The following is a 24,565-nucleotide window of genomic DNA, read 5'->3' on the forward strand; positions in this document are numbered from 1 at the left end:
TTATTTAAGCTTGTAAACAATGGTATTGCCAGATTTAAATAGCTGATCTTGATTTCTATCACCATCTAAATAAATTGTATTTTCCATTGGCTCGTCTTCAACATCACCAAACATTAATACAACATGAGCAATATCATTAAGATTGTCATTTACTAATCGACCAACATGACGCACATTAAACTCTTGTCCACTAATTTCAATGGCATCCCCTGCTTTAATGATCAATTTATCTTTATTTTGTTTAGTTACAAACTCTTGTTGGATACTTACTTCGGCAATATCTGAAGTGATATTTTCATCAAATAAAATATAGATATGTTTGTCGAAAGCTTTTGATCCAACTGCTTTTATTTTTGCTGTAAATTCCATCAAATTAACTCCCTTTTTATTTTAATTTTATGATAACACAGTTTAATTTTAGCATATAGTCACAAATAATTTATGCTATACTTCGAAATAGATAAATTAAGGAGGAATTAATTTTGAAGCATCGTGTTCTATTAGGTGGTTACACCAAAAAAAACAGCCAAGGTATCTACCAAGCTAGTTTAATCCACAACCAACTTGAAGATGTTAGTCCTTTTATCAATACTGAGGGACCAACATATTTTCAAATTAGCCAACAAAATAAACTTTACACCATTGCTAAAAAAGCAGATATTGGTGGCATCGAAGTCTATGACCTAAGTGATGAACCAAAACCTCAATTATTATCATCACACTTAACGCCAGGTCCCCCACCTGCTTATGTCGGCATTAGTAATAAATTCGGCCTGTTATTTACTGCTAATTACCATCGTGGCACAATCGATTTATATAAAATTGAAACAGACGGCACATTATCGCTAAAAGATTCAGTTGAACACGAAGGTAGCAGTATCAGACCTGAACAAACTCAAGCACATCCTCATTACGCTGATTTAACGCCAGATAATCGCTTAGCTGTTGCTGATTTGGGTTGTGATGGTGTCTTTATTTATGATATTGATTTTAAAAATCATCAGTTAATGTTGCATAGCCATCATCAAACAGCTAAAGGATTTGGTCCTCGACATCTTGTCTTCAATACTGACTATAATCTAATGTATGTTTTAGGTGAGCTTTCAAGCCAGGTTGAAGTTCTGCGTTACTCAGCAGGTGAACTGAGACATCTTGAAACAGTTGAAACGGTTCCAAGTAATCATACTGACCATAATGGCGCTGCTGCTATTTTAATTTCAAAAGATAACCGCTTTTTATATACCTCAAATCGTGGTCATAATTCTATTTGTGTATTTGAAATCTCTAATGAGGGGCAAACATTGACTGAAGTTCAAAATATTAGTACAGAAGGTGATTTCCCTCGCGACTTTAATTGGAACACTGCACAAACTCATGTGATTGTGGCTAACCAAAATTCGGATAACGCCACGCTATTTAACCGAGATACTCAAACAGGTCTCCTAACATTAATTGAAAAAGACGTTGCTGTTCCTGAAGCAACACGTGTATTGTTTATGGCTTAATAAGTCCCACAAAAATTTAAGTAACCGAAAGGATTTTTTCCGTGTTTGATATTATTAAATCTATTATCTTAGGTATTATAGAAGGAATTACTGAGTTCTTGCCTATCAGTTCAACCGGGCATTTATACTTAGCTAATGATTTGCTGCACCTTGACCAATCACCTGAATTTATTAACATGTTTATGGTGGTGATTCAATTAGGGGCCATTTTGTCTGTTATTGTTCTTTATTTTCATAAATTAAATCCCTTTACCACTAAAAAAACGACACTTGAAATTAAACAAACCTGGTCTCTTTGGGCAAAAGTTCTAGTTGCAACAATTCCGTCTATCATTATTGGTTTACCTTTAAATGATTGGATGGATGAACACTTAACTTCATGGAGTGTTATTGCCTCAACATTGTTTGTTTATGGTGTCTTGTACATTATATTGGAACGCTTTAATAAAAATCGCAAGCCTATTTTGAACGATCTTAATAAGATGACTTATCGCTTTGCATTAGCAATCGGTTTCTGTCAAGTCCTTAGTCTAATCCCTGGTACTTCCCGTTCTGGGTCAACTATTTTGGGAGCGATGTTTTTTGGTGCTTCACGTTTTGTTTCGGCCGAATTTTCATTCTTTTTAGGTATTCCAACTATGTTTGGTGCTTCTTTACTTAAACTTTACAAATTCTTTAGTCACGGCGGACAATTCGTAGGCTTACAATTGCCTATTCTACTGATTGGTATGGTTGTTTCTTTTATTGTAGCTTATCTTGCTATCAAGTTCTTATTGAACTATGTAAAATCACACGACTTTACTGCATTTGGCTGGTATCGAATTATTTTAGCGATTGTTGTTGTTTTATTCTTTGGTCTGTTAAAATAGTTAAATAATTAAAAAGGAGGCTTTCATTTGATAATTAAAGAAGTACTTGTCGAAAACTTTACAAACATCCCAACAGCCATTGCTAACGGAGCCACTCGAATTCTACTAGCCGATAATATCGCTGGTGGAACAACAACTGTTAGCCATGGTGTATTAACCGAAGGTGCTAAGTATATGCAAGATCAGGGACTTTCGCTAACTGCTATGATTAAACCACGCTCTGGTAATTTCAACTACAATGATCTTGAACTAAAAATTATGGAACGTGATTTATTCACAGCACAAGAGCTTGGTATTGATGCCGTTAGTTTTGGAGCTTTAACATCTGCTAAAAGACTTGATATTGAAGCGATGGAAATGTTAATTGGTGCTGCTCAAGGTATGGAAGTTATTTTTAATCATGCTTTTGATGAAATTAAACCTGAGTATAAACAAGAAGCGTTAGATTGGCTAGCGGAAAATGATGTCACACGTATCTTAAGTCATGGTGGTCCACTAGATTCCAATATCAAAAAGAATATTGACCAACTTAACCAAGATAAATCATTTACCCAAAGCATCGTCATTACACCTTTTGAAGGAATTGATCCAAATGATGCCAAAACTATTGCTGAACAAACAAACAGCTCAATTTTAACAAGTTCTACGCTTGTTCCTTTACCTAAAAACTAAGTTAAATCACAAATAAAAAAACTAGCTAAGTTTATCTTAGCTAGTTTTTTTATTTGTGATTTTTATTCACCACTTAAACGGTCATCGTCTAAGAATGTGTTTAACACACCTTCAACCATATCCCATTCTTCATCACTTTCGATTGGGAATAAGTCACCTTTAGTTGCATCCCCATTTTCATCGGCGTTAAAGCCAAATGCTTGGATTTCAACATCCTCATCTGCCCCTACACCTGCTGGGTATAACAACACGTATGAGTTGTCGTAATCATCTGAGTAGAATGTGAATAATACTTCAAACAGTTCTTCTTTATCATTGTCATCCACTAAAGTGATTTGACGGTCTTCTGCTGGTAATTGGCTTTGATCATTAATTTTAAATGCCATTGATTGTTCCTCTTTTCTTTATAGTTGCATGTCTAAATAGTTTTGCAAAATCAAACTAGCTGCTAATTTATCAATAACTTGTTTACGTTTTCGACGAGAAGTATCAGCTTGTTCAATCAACATTCTTTCAGCTTGCACTGTTGTTAAACGTTCATCAACGTAAACAACAGGTTTATTAAATAGTTCTTCTAATTTTTTGCCATACTCTTGTGACTTTTCCGCACGTTCACCAATTGTGTTATTCATATTCTTGGGTAACCCGACAACGAATTTTTCGACTTCGTAGTCTTTCATCAGTTCTTCTACACGGTCGAATCCAAAAATACTTTCACTTTCATTGATGGGAATGATTTCAATTCCTTGTGCCGTCCATCCGAACGGATCGCTAATCGCAATCCCTACGGTTTTAGAGCCGACATCTAGTCCCATTATTCTCATTACTTTTCTTTACCTAAATAAGTTTTGAGTAATTCCTCAATTAATTCATCACGCTCATGTTTCAAAATTAGGTTTCTAGCATCATTGTGACGAGGAATATATGCAGGATCACCAGACATTAGATAGCCTACAATTTGATTGATAGGATTGTATCCTTTTTCCTCAAGTGATCGATAGACACTTTCTAGTGTTTGACTGACATTTTTATTTTGGTAACGACTAAAATCAAAATGCATCGTTTTATCAAGTGAACTCATAATAATCCTCCTTTACTCTCTAATCCCATTTTACTTGATTTTTACAAGTATTACAATTAGCGAAACTTTAATCTGCTAGAAGTGATTTGATTTTATCAATTGCTGCTGGAATACCATCTGGATTTTTACCACCAGCTTGTGCCATATTAGGACGGCCACCACCGCCACCTGCAAATAGTGAAGCGGATTCTTTGATTAAGTCGCCTGCTTTAAAGCCTTTATCTAATGCTTTATCGCCTAATGCAACAATTAAGCTTGCTTTATCTTGCCCTTGTGCACCAATAACTAACACATCCGAAACAGATTGACCTTTCCAGTCATCTGCCAGTTGGCGTAGGTCTTTCATATCATCGACTGGTGCCACTGCTGCAACCACGCTTAAGCCATTAATTTCTTCAGTTTGGTTGAATAAATCACCTGAAGCTTGACGGTTAATTTCTGCTTTAGCTTGTTCTAGTTCTTTTTGAAGTTGTTTGTGGTCATTTTGTAGTTGTTGTACACGTTTTTCAACATCCGCATCTTTGGTTGCTTTAACGTCTGATTTAACTGCTTTTAAGATTGCAGAGTGGTTGTTTAAGTATTCAAACGCTTCTTGTGAAGTCACTGCTTCAATACGACGCACACCAGCACCAACAGCAGATTCAGAGATAATCTTGAATAATCCTAGCTCGCTTGTGTTATTAACGTGTGTTCCCCCACAAAATTCAATTGACCAATCGCCAATATTAACCACACGCACTTGATCACCATATTTTTCACCAAATAAAGCAATCGCACCCATCTTCTTACCTGATTCAATATCAGTTTCAACAGTTGTTACGTCAATTTGTTGCCAAATTTTTTCGTTAATCAATTGTTCAATTTGCTTAATATCGTCAGTTGAAACCGCATCAAAGCTTGTAAAGTCAAATCTTAGGTAAGTTGGTTCAACTAAAGAACCAGCTTGTTTAGTATGTTCACCTAATACTTCTCTTAACGTTTGGTCTAGCATGTGAGTTGCAGTATGGTTACGTTTAACTTTACGACGGAATTCATGATCAATCTCAAGTTCATAACATGCCCCTTTTTCAAGTGGTTTTAAAACTTCAACATAATGTAAGTTTTGACCATTTGGTGCGTGTTGAACATCTGTTACTTTGGCTACAGCTTCATTTTTATCATTGTAGATAAAGCCAATATCCGCAACTTGACCACCCATTTCTGCATAGAAAGGTGTTTCATCAAAGATTAATTGGGCTTGTCCTGTAGAAACTTTGTCAGCTAATTCACCATCTACTAGCAATTCAACTAAGGTTGAGTCTTGTTTTTCAGTTGTATACCCTGTGAATTCACTAGGTGTTGTTAAATCAAGCAACACTTCATTTTGTGACCCCATTGATTGTACTTTTGAACGTGCATTTCTAGCACGGTCTTTTTGTTGTTGCATTTGTTCATCAAAACCGGCTTTATCAACACCAAGACCCGCATCTTCTGCATATTCAAATGTTAATTCGTAAGGAAAACCATAAGTATCAAACAATTTGAAAGTATCTTCTCCAGATAGTTCTTTTTGATTATTAGCTTTGGCTTCGTCAATCACTTGATTTAATAAGTTTAATCCATCAGATAGTGTTTCTTGGAAACGTTCTTCTTCTGATTTAATTACTTTTTCAATGAAATCTTTTTGTTTCAAGACTTCTGGGTAGTATGACTTCATAATATCGCCAACAACTTCAACTAGTTGATATAAGAAAGCACCCTTGATACCTAATTTTTGACCATTTAAAGCTGCACGACGAATTAAACGACGTAAAACATAACCACGACCTTCGTTTGAAGGTAATGCCCCATCTCCAATAGCAAAGCTAACCGTTCTTGCATGGTCAGCAATAATCTTGAATGACACATCGTGTTGGTTGTTCGTTGCATATCTAATGCCGTCAGTAAATGATTCAACTTTGTGAATAATTGGCATAAATAAGTCAGTTTCAAAGTTTGTTGGGGCATCTTGTAAAACAGAAACCACACGTTCTAGTCCCATCCCCGTATCAATATTTTTATGAGGTTGTTCAACGTATTGACCATCTGGTAAGTGGTTGAATTCTGAGAATACAATATTCCAAATTTCCAGATAACGTTCATTTTCCCCACCAGGATAGTTTTCAGGGTCATTTTCTGCCACATCGTTAAAAGCTTGTCCACGGTCATAGAAAATTTCAGAGTCAGGACCACAAGGACCGCCACCAATATCCCAGAAATTATCGTCGACATCAATAATGTGATCTTTAGGTAGTCCTACAACTTCATGCCAAATACGTTTTGCTTCGGTGTCTTTTGGATAAACTGTGGCATATAACTTATCTTCATCCATGTCTAACCATTTTGGACTCGTTAAGAATTCCCATGCCCATTTCAAAGCATCTTCTTTGAAGTAATCCCCTACTGAAAAGTTTCCTAACATTTCAAAGAAAGTGTGATGACGAGCTGTTTTACCTACGTTTTCAATATCGTTTGTTCGGATACTCTTTTGAGCGTTGGTAATTCTTGGCTTATCAGGAACGACACTTCCGTCAAAATATTTTTTCAAAGTTGCAACCCCTGAATTGATCCAAAGTAATGTTGGATCATCAACAGGTACTAGGGATGCAGACGGTTCAACCATATGATCTTTACTCTTGAAAAAGTCTAAAAATAGTTGTCTAAACTCAGCACTAGATAATTTTTTCATGCTTGTCTCTCCTTAAATTTAATATAAAAAAACACTCTTACAATTTCAAGGACGCTAAAAAGCGCGGTACCACCTTGATTGCAACAGTGTTTGTTAACCTCTTTGTTATTGCTATTAAAATGAGTTCATCGGTAGCACACTGTGACGAGACTTAAGCATTTCCACCAGCTAGCTCTCTCTATTAAGTCTTCATTCACAATGCATGTCCTTTGACTTCTTAATTATAGTGTGAAGTCATTTTGATGTCAATTTTCATTTTTTACGATCGCGACGAGTTTGTCGTTTTTGACGACGAGTTTCTAGCTTTCTCTTTTGTCTTGCATCATTTTCAATTTCGTTACGGATTTTCTTCTTGTATCCAGGTTTTTTCTTGGCCTTGGCTTTTTTAACAAATCCACGAATTCTTGGATCTAATTTTTCCTGTTTGGATTGACGATCATTACGGCGATGACGACTCGCTGCATCAATTAACTGATCTTTTTCAATTTTCTTAGGTGTAAATTTAATACCCATTTTTTCAAGTTCTGAAATCAAATTTAATTGGCGGTTTTCAATCAAAGTGATAGCTGTTCCTGACATTTGATTACGACCTGTACGACCAACACGATGAATAAAGAATTCTAGGTCTTTAGGTAATTCAGCATTAATGACATGACTAACACCTTCAATATCAATTCCACGAGCTGCTAAGTCAGTAGCAACAACATATTGGTATTCAAGATTTTGAACTTGACGCATCACACGTTTTCTTTCACGGGTTGTGATACCACCGTGAATTTTAGCGACTTGAAGTCCTTGTGAACTCAGATATTGATGAATTTCGTCAACGCGTGTTTTGGTATTAGCAAAAATTAAAGCTAAGTAGGGTTGACCCATTGTTAATAGCTGATAAATTGTCCCGTTAGGATTCTTCCCATCAATTTCAATCAAGTCATTTTGAATCGTTGGTGAGATTATTTCGGGATTATCAATTGTAATGTAATCAGGATGTCCCATATATTTAGTTAAAAATGGCTTCAGTTTGCCTGGAATAGTTGCTGAAAAAACACTCATTGATAATTTCAACGGCAATCTTGAGGCCATTTTATCAACGTCATCCAAGAAACCTAAATCAAGCGTCATATCGGCTTCATCAATCACAAAAGTCTCAACGTGTTCAAGATTCAAAATTTTCTTTTCTGTAAAGTCTAAAATACGACCTGGTGTTCCAACAACAATTTGCGGTTGATTTTCAGTCTTTTTGATTTGTTTTTGACGATCTGAACCCCCAACTAAAAGCTGTGCTTTAACTGGCAATTCTGAAGCTGTCAATAATTGTTCTAGGTTGTTATAAATTTGCTGTGCAAGTTCTCGACTTGGTGCTGTTACAACGGCTTGTAAATGTTTTAATTCTAAATCTAGATTATTAACTAATGGTACCAAGAAAGCATGTGTTTTTCCTGAACCCGTTTGTGCTTGAACTACAGCACTTTGACGTTTTAAAAGTTTTGGAATAACGCGAGTTTGAACTGGCGTTGGTTTTGTAAATCCTATTTCAACTAATCCTTTTTTAACCGCATCAGTTAAATATTCATTTTCGAAAATACTTGTCATTTTTAGTCCTCGTTACTATATTTTTCAATTGCATCGTGCAATTCTATTTCGATTTGTTTCATTTCAGCTTCATCTTTGGCAATGGCCCCAGAAGCTAACGGATGGCCTCCACCAGCATATCTTTTAGCAATTTCATTGATAATTGTTCCTTTCGAGCGCAAATGAACACGAAACTCACCATCTTCTTGCTCAATAAAAGTTACCCAAGCTTTGATTTCTTTCAAACGTCCTGGTGTTGAAACAGCTGCTTTAGCTTGTTGGAAAGTAATGTCTAATTTTGTCATAAGCTCTTTTGTAATTGTTATTGATCCCATGCCTACTTCATCAATTGTCAGTAGTTCCAGGGCAAAGTTTTGCAATTTAGCTTGCTTGAATGTTACCTCTGAAAGTGTTCGTGAAATTTTACTGTGATCAATACCTGTTTTGATTAGAGCTTGCGCCATCTCAAAAGTATGTGGTGTTGTGTTATTAAATAAGAAACGTCCTGTGTCCCCCACAAGTCCCCCATACAATAATCTAGCAACCTCTTGATTCAACACTAGTTTGCCATTAGATGCAAGAATAAATTCAGTAATCATTTCAGAACAGCTAGAAGCATTAGTATCGACATCATCAATATCACCGTAGATATCGTCATTAGGATGATGATCAATCTTAACTAATGCAGATCCCAAGTCATAGTATTCCCCGCTAATTCTTGGTCTGTTGGCTGTATCTACAATAATGACTAGTGCATCTTCGTAGTCTGATTCACTGACATTATCCATTGTTGAAAACCAATCCAAATTCCCAACTTCTCCACCTGCTTTTAATACTTTTTTATCTGGGAATCCTGCTTTAATTGCTGCCACTAATCCACCTTGGGATCCCAAAGCATCTGGGTCTGGATTTTCATGACGGTGAACAATAATTGTCTCATATTTTTCAATTAAGCTTAATATTTGAGTTGTTTTTTGCATATTTTTCTCCTTAGCTATCGTGTTTTAAAATTTATTTATTGTGTTTGAAATAATGGTAATGATATTGATTCAATTTCAGAGTCTAAAATATTAGTAACCGATACTCCTAATAATCTAACACCAATATTTAATTCTGACTCAAAATCATCTAATAGCTGACATGCTATTTGGTAAAATTCATTACTTTGATTATTAGCTTGTATCAACGTTTGTCTTCTAGTAGATGTATTAAAGTCTACATCTCGAATTTTAAAAACAACTGTTTGAGCTTTCAAATTTTCTAAATTTAATTGATTTTCAATTTCATCACAATACAATTTTAACATTCTTTTAGCTTTGGTTTTAGTATGAATTGGTTCTAAAAAAGTCGACTCTTTGCCGTATGACTTGCGTAAGTGGTTTGCTTTAACAGGTCTCAAGTCAATACCAAAAGCTTTTTGTAACAAATCATACCCCGCACGTTTGAAATGGCGCAAAAATTCATGAATATTAACTGACACTAAGTCATCGTGCGTGTAAATGCTATAATCGTGCAATCTACTTAATGTTTTCTTGCCAACACCAGGAAATTTTTCAATAGGATAGTCTTTCAAAAATATATTAGCCATCTCAGGTAAAATAATTGTTCGTCCAAATGGTTTAGCGTACTCAGAACCTAACTTGGCCAAAAACTTATTATATGAAATACCAACTGAACAAGTTAGTCCCGTTTCATTTAGAATTCTCTTTTGTAAATAGCTAGCTAATTCAATTGTTGTTTTGTTGTGACCTAATTTATTTTGTGTAACATCTAGGTAAGCTTCATCGAGTGCAACTGTTTCAACTAAATCTGTCACTTCTTGAAAAATTCGATGAATCTGACTCGAAACTTTTCGATACACTTTAAAATCCGGATTTACAAATACCAACTCATTTTGAGGTATTTTTTCAATTGCTTTAGTAGCAGGCATTGCTGAAAAAACACCATACCTTCTAGCATTATAATTACTGGTTGTCACAACACCATGGCCATTATTTTTGCGGGGATCATGAGCAACAACCAAAGCTTTTTGTTTTAATGATGGATTTTTCAATTCTTCAACAGAGGCATAGAATGCATCCATATCAAGATGAATAATTTTTCGATCTGTTTTATTTTTAGGTAACCAATCTTGTAGTGCCACAATTGTTATTCCTCATATCAGACAAAAAAACTGACTTAAAAAAGTCAGTTTTAACCTTTAAATATCCAACTATCTTTTGTACCTTCAAAAATTTGTGAAACCTCTTTTGGTCCCATTGAACCATTTTGATAAGCAAAAGGTTGTCGTGAGTCTTCTTGCCAAGTTTTTTCAATACGATCAATAAAATCCCAAGTTGTTTTCACTTCATGCCAATGTACAAAGTTTGTTCTATCACCAATTAAGAAATCATAGAATAATTTTTCATAAGCATCTGGTATTTGAGCGACTTCATCTTGAGTGTAAGCAAATTTCATTTGCAGACTCGATAAATCTGTTTGAGATAATTGCTTGCCATTCAATGTCACCGTCAATTTATTTTCCGGGTCTATTTCAATCGAAATAACGTTATCTTGATTTTCTTCAAATAAATCATGTGATGATTTTAAGACTAAATCAACGCGAGTTGTTTTTTGTGCTAATTTTTTACCTGTACGGATATAAAATGGCACATTTTTCAAAGGACCTTCTTTAAATAAGAGCTTACCTGAAACAAAAGTTTCAACCGTTGAATCGGGTGACACTTGTTCTTCTTTACGATAACTATTTTCGCTATGATTCCCGTCATATTGACCTCGTACAAAGAAACGGTTTACTTCGTCTGAATCATACATTTGAATACTATTTAATACATCTTGTTTAGCTTGATGAATATCAGCTGAAGTTAGGGATTTAGGCTTTTTCATTGCAACTTGTGATGCAATTTGAAAAATATGATTTTGCACCATATCTCTCAAAGCACCTGCTGTTTCATAGTACCCACCACGATTTTCAACACCTAGACTTTCAGCTAAAGTAATTTGAACATTTTTAATGTGATTACTATCCCAAACTGAATCAAATAGCGGATTAGTTAATCTCAAATACATAATATTTTGAATCATTTGTTTGCCCAGATAATGATCAATGCGATAAACATCTTTTTCGTCAAATGAATCGCCAATTTGTTGGTTCAATACTTTTGCACTTTCAAGATCGTGGCCAAATGGTTTTTCAACTACTAAACGATTATAGCCTGTATCAGTCACTAATTTTTGTGCTCTCAAGTGTTGTGAGATAGTGCCGAAAAATTGAGGTGACATTGCCAAGTAAAACGTACGATTTCCTTGAGTATTAAATTGTGTTTCTAATTGTGAAATTTTATTATTCAATTCAATATAGTGACTTTCATCAGTCACATCATGTGATTGGTAGAAAAAGTGCTGACTAAATTCTGTCACCAGTTTATCTTCAACATCTTTGACATTTTCGATAATAGCTTGTTGAACAGTCTCTTGAAAATAATCGTCACTCCACGGACGTCTTGCAGTCCCAACAACCGCAAAATTATCTTGAAGCGCACCCTTTCGAAATAAATTAAATAGTGCTGGATATAGTTTGCGATGGGCTAAATCTCCAGAACCACCAAAAATCACAAATAAAACGGGTAAGTTTTTTTTCATAGCTTTCACTCCCTCATCGAAGTTTATAAGATAAATTCGTTTCTTACAGTATTGTAACTGTTTTAAAAAGAAAAAACACCCTTAGGTGTTTCATAAACGACTAATCTTCTTTTTCTTGTTCTTTCTTAGTTGTTTCTTCTTTTGTTTCCAATTCTTTTGTCTCTTCAGTTTCGTTTTCTGGTTGAACTGTTTCACCTGGAGTAACTTGGCGAATGGCAGTACGTTCAAAAGTTAAAAACAAGTTATCAGCATCAATTGTAATCGTCTTTTCATCTTCATTAACACTTTCAATAACACCGTGAAGTCCACCGATTGTGATAATGTTGTCACCTTTTTTCATTGCTGACATTTTTTCTTGACGTTCTTTTTGTTGCTTTTGTGCTGGACGAACCATAAAGAAGTAAAATCCAACCGCAATTACTATCAAAATAATAATGCTATAATCCATAAAATACACCTCATCTAATTTTTCTTACTAAAAGTTCATATGTTTACTATTATAACCGTAACTTTCAAAAAATTCAGCCCTAAAATCAGCTAATCGATCATTTTTTATAGCTTCACGAACCTGCTTCATTAAGTCTAACAGAAAATAAAGGTTATGATAACTAGTTAGGTGAATTCCAAAAGATTCTTTGGCTTTCAATAAATGGCGAATATAAGCTCTTGAGTAGTTACGACAAGTATAACAATCACAATTTTTGTCAAGTGGCCCAAAATCACGAGCATACGCTGCATTTTTAATAACCAAGCGACCTTCTGACGTCATAACAGTTCCATTACGTGCAATTCGGGTTGGCAAAACACAGTCGAACATATCAATTCCACGAATAACACCATCAATCAGAGCATCTGGTGTCCCAACGCCCATCAAATAACGTGGTTTGTTCTCGGGTAGTTCTGGAACAGTGTAGTCTAATACTTGGTTCATTTCTTCTTTAGTTTCACCGACACTCAATCCACCAATAGAATATCCTGGGAAATCTAAACTAACTAAATCGCGAGCGCTTTGTTTACGTAAATCTTCATAACCTCCACCTTGAACAATACCAAATAGTGCTTGAGTATCTGGATTTTTATGTGCTTTCAGTCCGCGTTCTGCCCAGCGAGTGGTTCGATTAACTGCCTTTTGCATTTCAGCATAGTCATTATGAAAGTCTGTTAACATATCTAAACTCATGATAATATCTGCACCTAGGTCGTTTTCAACTTGAATTGCCTTTTCAGGCGACAAAAAAAGAGGTTCCCCTGATAGATGGCTCTTAAATGAAATACCTTCTTCATTAAACTTGACGTGTTCTGTTAATGAAAAAGCTTGAAAGCCACCAGAGTCAGTTAAAATAGGGTGGTTCCAGTTCATAAATTTATGCAAACCACCAGCTTCTTTTACAATTTCTTCCCCTGGTCTCAACCATAAGTGATAATTATTTGCCAAAATAATCTGAGCTCCGACTTTTTCTAAGTCTTCTGGTGACATTGTCTTAACAGTAGCCTGTGTTCCAACAGGCATAAAAATAGGTGTTTGAAAAGTCCCATGAGGTGTTTTGACTTCACCTAAACGTGCGCCCGTTTGTTTATCAACATGTAATAATTTATATTCAATTGCTGCCATTAATATTTTATTCCTATTCTATTTTTAAATTAATAAATAAACATTGCATCCCCAAAACTGAAAAAACGATAACGTTCTATTACAGCATGGTGATAAGCATTCAAAATATTATCTCTACCCGTAAAGCTCGCCACAAGCATCACCAAAGTAGATTTTGGTAAGTGAAAATTAGTAACAAAAGCATCGACGGCTTTAAACTCATAACCTGGTTTGATAAAAATATCAGTCCAACCACTATCAGCTTTTACCTCTCCATCAAAGCGACTGGCAATTGTCTCAAGTGTCCGAATGGTCGTTGTACCAACAGCGATAACGCGCCTACCTTCTACTTTAGCCTGACCAATCAGCCTAGCATTGTCGTCATCTAATTGATAGAACTCACGATGCATTTTATGTTCATCAATATCACTAAAGACAACCGGTCTAAAAGTGCCCAGTCCAACATGTAACGTCACATAAGCTAACTGAATGCCTTTTTGTTCAATCCTAGCTAATAAATCAGGAGTGAAATGCAGCCCTGCTGTCGGTGCTGCTGCTGAACCATTTTCCTTAGCATAGACAGTTTGGTAGCGGTCATTATCTTCCAAGTGTTCTTTGATATAAGGCGGCAATGGCATTTGACCAAGCTGTTCAAGTACTTCTAAAAAGATTCCTTCGTACGAAAACTCGATTTGAAATTTACCTTCCTCACGTCTTTTGTTAACTACTGCGGTCAACTGACCATCACCAAATTCTAGTTCATCACCCACATGAATTTTACGTGCTGGTTTGATTAAAACTTCCCAATTATCACCTTGCTCTTGTGCTAGCAATAATAATTCAACATGACCATGGGTTTTAGCTTTTTGACCATATAATCGCGCAGGTAAAACTCGTGAATTATTCATCACCAAAACATCGCCTGCTTGCAATTCATCAATTAAGTCATAAAAATGACGGTCATTCAACTCACCCGTTTGATGATTCAAAGTTAATAGTCGAGAATGATCTCTTTGATCAAGTGGGGTTTGCGCAATAAGTTCTTCTGGCAATTCATAATCAAATTCATCTATTGATTGCATATTATCTCTCCGTTAATTTAATACCTAAATGCGTGTAGGCCTTGGCGGTAACCGAACGTCCTCTAGGTGTTCTTTTAATAAATTCTTTTTGTAGTAAATAAGGTTCGTAAATAGTTTCAACGGTTTCTTGATCTTCACCGATATTAGCTGCTAGTGTTTTGATGCCGACAGGACCACCCTGATAGGTTTCAATCATCATCATTAACAACTTACGGTCAACTTGATCAAGTCCAGCTTCATCTACTTCTAGCTGTTGTAGAGCCTGTTGAGTAGTTGTTAAACTTATTTGAACTTCTTCTTTAACTTCAGCAAAATCACGAACTCGCTTCAACAATCGGTTACTAATACGAGGGGTTCCTCTTGAACGTTTTGATAATTCATGGGCAGCTTCTTCACTAATTTTAGAATTAAAAACTAAAGAGGAACGCTCAATAATATGCTGTAAGTCTTCTTCTTCATAATAATTCATATGCTCTATAATTCCAAAACGGTCTCTTAATGGAGCCGATAATTGCCCTGCTCTAGTTGTTGCACCAATCAGTGTAAAAGGTGGTAATGGAATATGAACTGGATGTGTTCCCTCACCTTGACCAATAATGATATCAATATAGAAATCTTCCATAGCTGAATACAAAACTTCTTCAACTGTTTTAGGAAGTCGATGAATCTCATCAATAAATAAGACGTCTCCTGGATTAAGTTCAGTTAGCAAAGCTACCAAGTCTCCTGCTTTTTCAATAGCAGGTCCCGTTGTACTGCGTAATTTGACATCCAACTCGTTGGCAATCACAAAGGCTAAAGTCGTTTTCCCTAATCCTGGCGGTCCATAAAGTAAAACATGATCTAATGATTCTTGCCTTTTCTTTGCGGCTTGAATATAAATCGATAACTCATCTTTAACTTTATGTTGACCAATGTATTGATTTAAGTACTGCGGTCTTAAAGAAAGTTCAATATTTTTATCATCTTGGCTCGCTTCTTGATTAATTACTCGATCACTCACAACTTAGCTCCTTTCTATTTTTTTAGTAGTAGTTTAAGTCCTTCCTTGACATATTCATCAACTTTATTCAATTGAGCTTGTTTTAATTTTGGACTAATTTTATCAATTTCACGTTTGGTATAACCCAGCGCTTGTAATGCTTGCAAACTTTCATCAAATTCTTTTGAATCTGAAGTAAGTTGACTATCTGATTTATCTGAAATTGTAAATAAATCATCTTGATAGATTGCCATTTTGCCTTGTAAATCAAGTACAATTTGTGAAGCAGTTTTTTTACCAATCCCAGGAAACTTCATTAAGTATTTAATATCTCCAGAATCAACAGCTTCAGCAAGGCCACTAACATCTTCACTTGCCATAATTGCTAAAGCACTGCGAGGACCTATGCCACTAACACGATTTAATAGATTAAACAGCTGCTTGTCTTCTAGACTCTTAAACCCGTAAAGTGTGAGTTCACTTTCTCTCACAATCTGTTCAATAAAAACCTGAGCAGACTCTTCTTGCTTGTAGTGATAGGGATAGGGCGTTAAAACAAGATAACCCATCCCATTATTTTCCAGCACGATATAATCGGGCTTAATTGAGACGATTGTTCCCTTTAAATATTCATACATTGTTATTCTCCTATTTCGCCATCATCACGTTGATGGCTTTGTTGAATGCGACGAAACATTTTTTCAATATCGGTTTGACTGAAATGGATGAGCACAGGTCGACCGTGGGGACAATTATACGGGTTTTTAGCTTGGGAAAGCTGATCAAGCAAGGATTGTGCTTCTGATGGTTTGATGTAGTGATTGGCTTTAATCGCATTTTTACAACTCATCATAATCGCTGTTTTTTCTCTGAATTGTTTTAAGGTTAGTTTTGGATTATCTTGAATTGCATCAACCATTTCTTGAATCAAGCTTTCTTGATTTTCAACCATCCATGTTGGGTGCGAGTTAATAATAAAAGTATTTCCCCCAAATGGTCGCAATTCAATCCCCAACGTTTGCAATTCTTCTAAATAATTTTGAATCTTTAAGTAATCTGAATTAGATAACTCAATTGTCATTGGTGTCAAAAACGTTTGTTGGTCATTTGAAACTTCAGCAATTGTTTCACGATATTTTTCATAGTTCAAACGCTCTTGGGCAGCGTGTTGGTCAACTAGATACATCCCATCATCACTTTGCGCGATTAAATAGGTTAACTGTACTTGTCCTACAAAATATAAATCGGGAAATGATGATGTTTTTGGTTTTTGTACTTCTTCCAACTGCTGATTTTCTTCTTCAAAAGGACGTGTTTGTACTTGTGCTTTCACATTTTCATTCCACGTTGGCGATAATTTAATTTTATCACTTTGATTGATTTCAAAAGATTGAATATCTTCCTCAATTTGGTAATATTTTTGCCCATTTGGATAATTGAACTGACGCGGTTTGCTCTTAGACAAGGTCAAGTCTGTTTGCTGATAAGTCGGTTGATATTTAGCTGGTTGAACTAAATTATCTAGTCCATCTTGAACCAAGTTATTCTTTGCAAGAGTTTGCTTAAAGGTTTGCTCAATTAGCTCTTTTAATTGAGCCTCTTTTGAAAGACGAACTTCTTGTTTTGTCGGATGTACGTTCACATCAACTAGATTAGCATCCATTTTGATATTCAATACCACGACAGGAAATCTACCTACCATTAATTTACTCCCATAACCACTGATTATACTTCTAGATAGTTGGTAGTTTTTGATGAATCGACCATTTAATAATATTGAAATATAATTACGGTTCGATCGTGTCATTTCGGGTAATGATAAGTAACCTGAGATTTCAAAGTCCATGTTTTCTGATGAAAACGGAATCATCTTTTGTGAAATTTGACGACCATATATATTGGCAATATTCTTTTTCAAGTCGCCATCACCCGTTGTTTGACTCAGTCTTTTTGAACCATTAAACAATCGAAATGATAAATCGGGATAACTCAAAGCGAGTTGGTTAACGACATCAATCATTTTAGCAATTTCTGTTTTTTGCGATTTTAAATATTTGAGACGCGCGGGTGTGTTAAAGAACAAATCACTAACAATAACTTGTGTTCCTCTTTTGGCAGCAGCCGGTTCTTGAGACTTAATCATTCCTTCTTGCACTTTAGCTTTGATTCCTTTAGTTTCACCAGTATTAGTTACTATTTCAACTTTTGAAACAGCGGCAATACTTGATAAAGCTTCACCACGAAATCCCAAAGTTAAAATATTAAATAAATCGTCTGTCGTCGTTATTTTACTAGTAGCATGACGTTTAAATGCTAGTGATAAATCATCTGCAGCAATACCCAATCCATTATCTGAGACAACGATTTGCTTTAAACCACCTTCTGAAAACGTAATATCTATTTCTGTTGCTTTTGCATCAATTGCATTTTCAACTAGTTCTTTAATAACTGAGCTTGGTCGCTCAATAACCTCACCCGCAGCAATTTGATCACTTAATCTTTGAGATAGTTCTCTAATTTGTGTCATCTTGCACCTCCTTACTTTTGTTAATCTTTAATTAATCGTTGTTGCCAATCATTAATCAAATTCATTAACTCAAAAGGTGTTTTATTCATCAAGCTAATAGATTTAATTTCATCAATAATATCACTATCAACATTAGTCAAAACATCGGTTTGCGTTTTATCAACAACCGCTTCTGGTGTAAACAAATCGAGTTGATTGTCATTTATTTGAATATTCTGATGATCATCTTGGTTTTCGAATTCTAGTAACATTTCATTAGCCTGATTGATTACTTCTTCAGGTAGTCCTGCTAACTTAGCAACGTGTATCCCATACGATTGGTCAGCTGGGCCCGCAATAATTTTATGCAAGAATATCAACTTCCCATCTTTTTCACTAGCTCCAACATGAACATTTTTTAAGTGTGGTAGTTGCTGTTCTAAACTTGTTAGCTCGTGATAGTGAGTCGCAAATAGCGTCTTAGCACCAACTTTTTGATGTAGGTATTTAATAATTGCGCCGGCAAGAGACATACCATCATAAGTAGCAGTTCCTCTTCCAATTTCGTCAAATAAAATTAATGATTTTGCAGTAGCATTTTTTAGTGCTTGATTTGCTTCGTTCATTTCGACCATAAAAGTCGATTGACCTGAAATTAAATCATCTGCAGCACCGATTCGTGTGAAAACTTTATCAAAAATTGGTAATTTAGCCGATGAAGCTGGTACAAACGACCCTACCTGATTCATAATTGCAATCAATGCCAGTTGTCGCATATATGTGCTCTTACCTGACATATTAGGCCCTGTTATTAAGAAAATATTAATATCTTCACCCATTTCGATATTATTAGGAATGTACTGATCATTTTCTAAGACAGCCTCTACAACCGGGTGACGCCCGTCCTGTACATCAATAACCTGATTATTTGTCAATTCTGGTCTAACTAACCGTTTATCTTCTGCCAAAATACTAAAACTCGTTAAGACATCTAAAGCTGAAATACTGTGAGATAATTGCTGTAATAGTTCAATATGATTTTTAACTTCATCTCGTAAAGTCACAAATAATTGGTATTGATAATCTACAGAATTAGTTTGCGCTTGTAAAATTAATGTTTGCATTTCTTTAAGTTCAGGCGTTAGATAACGTTCGGCATTCGACAATGTCTGTTTACGTTCATAACGCTCTGGGACCTTGTCTTTATGGGTATTCGTTACTTCTAAGTAGTACCCAAACACTTTATTATAACCAATTTTCAAACTCGGTATGCCAGTTGCTTCTTTTTCTTTTCTTTCTAAATCAGCTAACCATTTAGTGCCATTGTGCATAGCGTGATAGTAGTCATCTAATTGTTTATCATATCCTTCTTTAATTAGACTCCCTTCTGTAATTGCAATGGGAGGATCATCAACGATTGCCGTCATTATTTTTTGGCCTAAGTCAGATAAATCAACAATATCATCTGCATAATTTTGTAAAATTTCATCGTCTGAACTATCTAATAGTTGAATGATTTTAGGAACTTGGCTTAATGACTGTCCTAATTGGCGCATTTGACGACCATTAATGTTACCAAAAGCCACACGGCCCGTTAAACGCTCTAAATCGTAAACGTTCTTCAAGGCATCACTAATCTCTTCTCTAGTAAAAAAGTCGTCCAGTAATGCCTGAACCATATTCTGACGGTACAAGACATCTTTTTCCAAAACTAACGGCCGTTCTAGCCATTGCTTAAGTAATCGACTTCCCATAGCAGTTTTAGTTTTATCCATCAACCAATATAATGAGCCCATTTTTTTGTGAGTTTTGCTAGATTGTATAATTTCTAAATTTTGTTTAACCACATGGCTCATTTGCAAATAAGACTTTGCCTCATAGCTTTTTGCAATTTGTAAGTGCGCTAGTTGGCGTTTTTGCGTTGCAACAATATATTGAATAAGTTGTCTTGTTGCCGTTAATTCGCTTTGATTGGTTATTCGCTGAACTACAAATTCTTGTTCGCTTTCACCTTGTGCTTCAGTTACCGGAGATGACACCAATATATTGGCTTTTTTCAGAACTGATTGTTGATTTTGATTTAACTCACCCAGCCAGATTACTTCTTTTGTTTGAAGTGATAATAACTCATTAAATACTTCTTCAAACGAATTAAAGTGTGTGGTTTGAACTTCACCTGTTGCTAAATCAGAATAACTTAATCCATACTCCTCTTTTCCAAAAATAACAGAAGTTAAGTAATTATTTTGAGTGGCTTGTTCCGGTTTTTCATCCATCATAGTCCCAGGTGTTATCAACTGAACTACTTCACGTTTAACCATTCCCTGCGCATCTTTTGGATCTTCAACTTGATCACAAATCGCCACTTTGTAACCCTTGTCAACTAAACTATCGATATAATTTCGAATAGCATGGTGAGGCATTCCTGCCATTGGTATTTTATTTTCAGTATTCTTGTTACGGTATGTCAACGTCAATTCTAATAATTTTGCGCCTAAAACCGCATCTTCTTCAAAAAGTTCGTAAAAGTCACCTACACGATAAAATAAAAACGCATCAGCATACTTTTCTTTAATTTCATAATATTGTTTCATCATTGGAGTTTGTGATTTTGCCATAGTTATCGTTTCCTTTTTTATATTCACTTTAATTATAACAAAAAATAAGGAACAATTTATGTCCCTTATTTAATAGATTATTTATTTTTTAAGATGGTAGCTGTAAGTTGAAACAATAATATTTTCATGCTTACTAAATGCCTGTCTCAATCTCAACGCTGTTTGATTATGCAGTGCAAATTGCCACTGCTTGTTTGGTACAAACTGTGGAATTAACACAGTTGTTGAGAAATTACGATGTTGAGCATTCTTAGATATCACACCAGTAAATCTGACAACAGGTTTAATAACTGAACGGTAAGAAGAATGAACATCTACAAATCGAATATTTGGAAAGTCTTTTTTGAACTGTTCTTGTGTTTCACGTTCTTTTTCAGGATTTTCATCCATTGACACATGCATAGCAATTACATAATCGCCAATTGATTGTGCATATGCAATAGCACCCTTAGTTACCTGAGTTACATTAGAAACCAAGACAATTACCGTTGAACCATCATAATGATGATACTTAGCGCCTTCTTGTTCTAATCGTAATTGTTCTGCTACATTCTCATAGTGATGTCTAATTTTATAAAAGAACCATACTAAGAATGGCATGATCACAAACAGTGGCCAAATTTCACCTAAACGAAATACGATTAAAATAACTAAAATAACAAATGAAATCAAAGCACCGACAAAATTAGCAAAGGCCTTTGCTAACCATTTTTTTGGTTTTTCTCTATACCACTTCACAATCATTCCTGTTTGTGACAATGTGAATGGTATAAATACACCAGCAGCATACAATGGAATTAGTTTTGAAGTTACACCACCGAACAATGTAATTAAGACAATAGACCCAATGGCTAATGTTAAAATACCATTTGAATAAGCTAAACGATCACCGCGATCCATATAGTTGTGTGGTAAAAATTTATCTTTGGCTAAGTTTGATGACAGTACTGGAAATGCTGAAAATCCGGTATTCGCCGCAACTGCTAGAATAAAGGCTGTCGCAAACTGCACGATATAATAAAAAATATTTTCTCCGCCAAACGTCTTAGCAGCAACCTGTGATAAAACTGTCACTTTTTCTTCTGGAACAATACCATACCAGTAATTTAAGAAAGTAATTCCTGCAAAGAAAATACCTAGAATAACTGCCATAATAGTCAAGGTTGCTGCAGCATTTTTAGCACGCGGTTTTTTGAAAAATGGCACAGCATTTGAAATAGCTTCTACACCTGTTAGTGAAGACGAACCACTTGAAAACGCCTTAAATATTAGTGCTGCTGTAATCCCTGGAACAACACCACCAACCGGAGATGCCGCATGAAATGGAATTTGACCCGCTAGTATCCTAAATAGGCCAACACCTATCATAATAATAATTGATCCTATAAATAGGTAAACGGGAATCATTAAGAAACTAGCAGATTCACTTAAACCACGTAAATTCATCACTGTCAAAATAACAATAATAGTTATAGCAATGACTACCTGATGACCATATAAAGCTGGGATAGCTGATGTAATCGCTTCAGAACCAGCCGAAACACTTACAGCCACAGTCAAAATGTAATCAATCAGTAAAGCTCCACCAGAAACTAGCCCTGATGATTTCCCTAAGTTATCACTGGATACCTTATACGCACCACCTCCATCAGGATAAGCACGAATAATTTGACGATAAGAAATCGTTAAAGAAAGTAGTAGCACTAAAACAAAAAAGGCAATTGGTAGCGAATACCAGATTGCGGCTGTTGAAAGCGTTATCAATACCATCACAATTTCTTCTGTACCATAAGCCACACTAGACAAAGCATCAGAACTCAACATTGCCAACGCTTTTAATCTTGTTAACTTTTGATCGCCATCTTCATTTGATTTTAAAGGCTTACCTAAAATCAAACGTTTAAATTGTCCCATCACGGGCACCTCCACATAATGAAATTTTTCAATAACTTCACAAATATTACGCTATTTAACAAATAAAATCTACCATAATCTTATAAAAAAATTAACGTTTATAACAGCGTTATTGTGCCACACAAAAAAGCCTACGGCAAGTATTAACTTTCGTAGGCTTTATTTTTTAATTATTAAAGGGTTACATCATACCCATTCCAGGGTTCATTGGTGCTTGATTTGTTTCATTATCTTTATTAACTTCAGTCACAACAGCTTCAGTCGTTAACATCAACGCTGCAACAGACGCAGCATTTTGTAGGGCTGAACGTGTCACTTTAGTTGGATCAATAATACCTGCTTCAATCATATTAGTCCATTTGTCAGCAACTGGGTCATAACCAACTTCAGGATCTTCACTATTCAATCGTTCCACAATGACAGAGCCTTCAAGACCGGCATTCGTTACAATTTGACGAACAGGTGCTTCAAGAGCTGCTTTAACAATATTGATACCAGTTTGAACATCACCAGTTTCTTCAAGACAAGCGACAGCTTTGACAGCGTTAGCAAGTGCAGTACCACCACCAGCAACGTAACCTTCTTCAACAGCTGCACGAGTAGCATTTAATGCATCTTCAATACGATATTTGCGTTCTTTTAGCTCAGTTTCAGTTGCTGCACCAACTTTGATTACAGCCACGCCACCAGCTAATTTTGCTAGACGTTCTTGTAATTTTTCACGGTCAAAATCTGATGTTGAATCCGCAATTTGTTTTTTCAAGGTGTTAACACGTTCTGCAATAGCCGCTTTATCGCCTGCACCTTCAACAATTGTTGTGTTATCTTTTGTCACGGTAATACGACCAGCTTGTCCAAGTTGTTCTAGTTTTGTATCTTTTAATTCTAGGCCTAAATCTTCTGTGATAACAGTTGCACCTGTAAGAGCTGCAATATCAGCTAGTTGCTCTTTACGACGATCACCAAAACCTGGTGCTTTAACTGCAACAACATTGAAAGTTCCACGAATTTTATTCAACACAAGTGTTGGCAATGCTTCACCATCAATGTCATCAGCAATAATCATCAAAGCTTTACCTTGTTGAACAATTTCTTGCAATAAAGGCAAAATTTCTTGAATATTTGAGATTTTTTTGTCAGTTACTAAGATATATGGATTATCAAGGTCTGCTTCCATTTTGTCGTTATCAGTTACCATATATTGTGACAAGTAACCGCGATCAAATTGCATCCCTTCTACCACGCTTAATTCTGTTTCAATACCTTTAGATTCTTCGATAGTAATCACACCATCGTTGCCCACTTTTTCCATAGCATCTGCAATCAAGCGACCCACTTGTTCATTAGCCGCTGAAATTGAAGCCACTTGGGCAATTTCATCTTTATTAGCGACTTTATGTGACATTTTATGTAATTCTTCCACTGCTTTTTTAGTAGCAAGTTCAATTCCTTGACGAATCCCTACAGGGTTAGCACCAGAAGTGACATTTTTTAATCCTTCTTGAATAATTGCTTGTGCTAAAACAGTTGCTGTTGTTGTTCCATCTCCAGCGATATCATTAGTTTTTGAAGCCACTTCAGCTACTAATTTAGCTCCCATATTTTCAAAGTGATCTTCAAGTTCAATTGATTTTGCAATTGTCACACCATCATTGGTAATTTCTGGTGAGCCATAACTTTTTTCTAACACAACATTGCGACCTTTAGGTCCAATAGTTGCTTTAACAGTGTCAGCTAATTTGTTAACACCACGTAACATCGCACGACGTGCATCTTCTGAAAATTTAATTTCTTTTGCCATTTTAACTTCACCTCATTAAAAAA

At 35.5% G+C, this 24,565-nt stretch carries 21 protein-coding genes; 3 read left to right on the top strand and 18 right to left on the bottom strand.

The genetic code is table 11. The features are described from left to right. The gene (locus FC86_RS02610; RefSeq protein ID WP_056974453.1) at positions 1-369 is read right to left on the bottom strand and encodes a PTS glucitol/sorbitol transporter subunit IIA; all 369 of its coding nucleotides are present in this window, start codon (positions 367-369) and stop codon (positions 1-3) included. 113 nt (positions 370-482) lie between these two features. On the opposite strand from FC86_RS02610, the gene FC86_RS02615 reads away from it, so the two are divergent. From FC86_RS02615 to FC86_RS02625, 3 genes are read left to right on the top strand one after another with little or no spacing between them, the layout of a single operon-like run. Beyond that, a complete protein-coding gene (locus FC86_RS02615; protein WP_056974454.1) occupies positions 483-1,505 on the top strand; it encodes a lactonase family protein in 1,023 nt (340 codons plus the stop codon). 41 nt (positions 1,506-1,546) lie between these two features. Next, positions 1,547-2,374 (top strand): undecaprenyl-diphosphate phosphatase, encoded by an 828-nt coding sequence (locus FC86_RS02620; RefSeq protein WP_056974455.1) that lies wholly within the window; start codon positions 1,547-1,549, stop codon positions 2,372-2,374. 30 nt (positions 2,375-2,404) lie between these two features. Further along, positions 2,405-3,046: a copper homeostasis protein CutC gene (locus FC86_RS02625; RefSeq protein WP_056974684.1), complete on the top strand. Its 642-nt coding sequence runs from the start codon at positions 2,405-2,407 to the stop codon at positions 3,044-3,046. Between the two features lie 62 nt (positions 3,047-3,108). Here the strand turns inward: FC86_RS02625 and FC86_RS02630 are convergent, their stop codons facing one another. The 17 genes from FC86_RS02630 to groL form a co-directional block, all read right to left on the bottom strand. Beyond that, positions 3,109-3,432 carry a DUF1292 domain-containing protein gene (locus FC86_RS02630; protein ID WP_056974456.1) on the bottom strand — a complete coding sequence of 108 codons (324 nt, stop codon included), beginning with the start codon at positions 3,430-3,432 and terminating at the stop codon, positions 3,109-3,111. 18 nt (positions 3,433-3,450) lie between these two features. Further along, on the bottom strand, positions 3,451-3,870 hold the full coding sequence (gene ruvX / locus FC86_RS02635) for a Holliday junction resolvase RuvX (protein WP_056974457.1): 420 nt from the start codon (positions 3,868-3,870) through the stop codon (positions 3,451-3,453). Next, a complete protein-coding gene (locus tag FC86_RS02640; RefSeq protein ID WP_056974458.1) occupies positions 3,870-4,127 on the bottom strand; it encodes an IreB family regulatory phosphoprotein in 258 nt (85 codons plus the stop codon). Before FC86_RS02640 ends, ruvX begins: the two co-directional genes overlap by 1 nt. 67 nt (positions 4,128-4,194) lie before the next feature. Continuing rightward, positions 4,195-6,834 (bottom strand): alanine--tRNA ligase, encoded by a 2,640-nt coding sequence (gene alaS / locus FC86_RS02645; RefSeq protein WP_056974459.1) that lies wholly within the window; start codon positions 6,832-6,834, stop codon positions 4,195-4,197. Positions 6,835-7,086: 252 nt separating this feature from the next. After that, positions 7,087-8,427 (bottom strand): DEAD/DEAH box helicase, encoded by a 1,341-nt coding sequence (locus FC86_RS02650; protein ID WP_056974460.1) that lies wholly within the window; start codon positions 8,425-8,427, stop codon positions 7,087-7,089. 2 nt (positions 8,428-8,429) lie between these two features. Next, positions 8,430-9,386 carry a DHH family phosphoesterase gene (locus FC86_RS02655; protein WP_056974461.1) on the bottom strand — a complete coding sequence of 319 codons (957 nt, stop codon included), beginning with the start codon at positions 9,384-9,386 and terminating at the stop codon, positions 8,430-8,432. A gap of 35 nt (positions 9,387-9,421) precedes the next feature. Beyond that, positions 9,422-10,549: a DNA polymerase IV gene (gene dinB / locus FC86_RS02660; RefSeq protein ID WP_156403329.1), complete on the bottom strand. Its 1,128-nt coding sequence runs from the start codon at positions 10,547-10,549 to the stop codon at positions 9,422-9,424. Between the two features lie 50 nt (positions 10,550-10,599). Beyond that, positions 10,600-12,048: a glucose-6-phosphate dehydrogenase gene (gene zwf / locus FC86_RS02665; protein ID WP_056974463.1), complete on the bottom strand. Its 1,449-nt coding sequence runs from the start codon at positions 12,046-12,048 to the stop codon at positions 10,600-10,602. Between the two features lie 100 nt (positions 12,049-12,148). Continuing rightward, positions 12,149-12,496 carry a preprotein translocase subunit YajC gene (gene yajC, locus FC86_RS02670; protein ID WP_056974464.1) on the bottom strand — a complete coding sequence of 116 codons (348 nt, stop codon included), beginning with the start codon at positions 12,494-12,496 and terminating at the stop codon, positions 12,149-12,151. Positions 12,497-12,523: 27 nt separating this feature from the next. Continuing rightward, the gene (gene tgt / locus FC86_RS02675) at positions 12,524-13,660 is read right to left on the bottom strand and encodes a tRNA guanosine(34) transglycosylase Tgt (protein ID WP_056974465.1); all 1,137 of its coding nucleotides are present in this window, start codon (positions 13,658-13,660) and stop codon (positions 12,524-12,526) included. A gap of 29 nt (positions 13,661-13,689) precedes the next feature. After that, positions 13,690-14,721: a tRNA preQ1(34) S-adenosylmethionine ribosyltransferase-isomerase QueA gene (queA, locus tag FC86_RS02680; protein ID WP_056974466.1), complete on the bottom strand. Its 1,032-nt coding sequence runs from the start codon at positions 14,719-14,721 to the stop codon at positions 13,690-13,692. A 1-nt stretch (position 14,722) separates the two neighbouring features. Further along, on the bottom strand, positions 14,723-15,724 hold the full coding sequence (gene ruvB, locus FC86_RS02685) for a Holliday junction branch migration DNA helicase RuvB (RefSeq protein ID WP_056974467.1): 1,002 nt from the start codon (positions 15,722-15,724) through the stop codon (positions 14,723-14,725). Between the two features lie 14 nt (positions 15,725-15,738). After that, positions 15,739-16,341: a Holliday junction branch migration protein RuvA gene (gene ruvA, locus FC86_RS02690; protein WP_056974468.1), complete on the bottom strand. Its 603-nt coding sequence runs from the start codon at positions 16,339-16,341 to the stop codon at positions 15,739-15,741. A 2-nt stretch (positions 16,342-16,343) separates the two neighbouring features. Next, entirely contained in the window at positions 16,344-18,230 is a 1,887-nt protein-coding gene (mutL, locus tag FC86_RS02695; RefSeq protein ID WP_056974469.1) for a DNA mismatch repair endonuclease MutL, read from the bottom strand. Positions 18,231-18,250: 20 nt separating this feature from the next. Beyond that, on the bottom strand, positions 18,251-20,827 hold the full coding sequence (mutS, locus tag FC86_RS02700; RefSeq protein ID WP_056974470.1) for a DNA mismatch repair protein MutS: 2,577 nt from the start codon (positions 20,825-20,827) through the stop codon (positions 18,251-18,253). Between the two features lie 81 nt (positions 20,828-20,908). Further along, entirely contained in the window at positions 20,909-22,741 is a 1,833-nt protein-coding gene (locus FC86_RS02705) for an APC family permease (RefSeq protein WP_056974471.1), read from the bottom strand. Between the two features lie 181 nt (positions 22,742-22,922). Continuing rightward, positions 22,923-24,542, bottom strand: coding sequence for a chaperonin GroEL (groL, locus tag FC86_RS02710; protein WP_056974472.1), 1,620 nt, complete (start codon positions 24,540-24,542; stop codon positions 22,923-22,925). Between the last annotated feature and the right edge of the window lie 23 nt (positions 24,543-24,565).

The sequence above is a fragment of the Holzapfeliella floricola DSM 23037 = JCM 16512 genome, assembly GCF_001436605.1.
GTDB classification, from domain to species: Bacteria; Bacillota; Bacilli; order Lactobacillales; family Lactobacillaceae; genus Holzapfeliella; species Holzapfeliella floricola.